Annotated in this window: 1 protein-coding gene; it reads right to left on the bottom strand. The window is 42.3% G+C overall.

The features are described from left to right. A partial coding sequence (locus BMZ99_RS25855) for a hypothetical protein (RefSeq protein ID WP_139214874.1) occupies window positions 1–1,268 on the bottom strand: 1,268 nt, incomplete at its 3' end. Window positions 1,269–1,298: the final 30 nt, after the last annotated feature.

A 1,298-nucleotide genomic window follows, 5' to 3' on the forward strand; every position in this document is an offset into this window, starting at 1 on the left:
GTGGAAATGGTAGGCATGGACGGTGTTATATTTTTAAGAGTATCTCTTAATCTGGCTGCCGCATCTGTGCCCCAGGCTTTGCCCGTGTTATACGCATTAAGAGAATTTCCGTAACTCATCTTATCAACCTGTCCAAGATTGATCTTACCCATTGATAATTTATTTAGATCACTACTAATTTGATTAAATAAACTTATCCAATAATTACCTATAAATTTAAGTACGTTCATAAATGCAGTTCCAAATGCATTTATAGCACCAACAACTACCCCAAATACTTCAGGAAATCTTAAAAATAAAGATATTAGTATTACTACGACGCCGATCACAGCAAGTACAGGCGCATTCATTATCGCCCATATGCTAAATTGGATTAATAATGGTGGTATCATAGCATATAGCGCGGCAGCAGCCGTATAAGCTCCTGTAATTAACAGCGTCCAAAAAATAACCTCTATTGCCGGCTTTAGAGGGTCTATTGCGTCCCATAATTGCCCTATAGCATTTATCAACCATAACACCCCTGCCACTGAATACGCCAGCGCTCCTGCTACAAACCCCAATGCGCCGATAAAGTTCTCACCAAAGGATGTCATCTTTCCGTCTGTATCGAAAAACAAGTCAGATATTAAACGAATTGCAGGCAGCAATCGAAGTACAACTGACTGCGCCATATTCGCCATATGATTATGCCAGCGATTCGTAAAGCTTTCTAGCTGTCTTTGCGGAGATAGCATTAAGTTATCAAATGCCTCGCCACCCATGTTCCTCATTTTTAGCAATTTTTGCATTCCGGCCACAAAACCTTCCATATCACCGGCTTTTGCGGCTTGCTTTGCACCTGATGCCTCAATTTGGCTATGCCCAATACTAAATCGGCGCTGAAGACTCGTAAAATTTCCGGCCATTGCTTCCTGCAAGGAAAACTGAGCTCCTCGTAATCCCTGCCCCTGGGTGTCAAATACAGCCAGAGTTTTAGCTAACATCGTGAGTTCGTCTAACTGCTTCGGAACCGTTGTCATGCCCATGAACGAATTGACACCTGCAAAAACATCCTCTTGCTTAAAACCATAATGATTGGCCATGTCCTTATAATGCTGAAATGCTGCACTCCCTATCTCGTTATTGCTCAACCGCGCTTGAAGCATTCGTTCATAGCTATCTGTTTTGAATCCCAGCTCGACAAACTTTTTAGCCCCGTATAAACCACCAAGCAGAGCCGTTATTTTTAGCACGGTACTTGCAATGCCTTTAAACTCATTATGCATGGCTTTTGTGGGATCTACGGCACTGTTGAT

This window comes from Pelosinus propionicus DSM 13327 (assembly GCF_900114615.1).
Taxonomy (GTDB): domain Bacteria; phylum Bacillota; class Negativicutes; order DSM-13327; family DSM-13327; genus Pelosinus; species Pelosinus propionicus.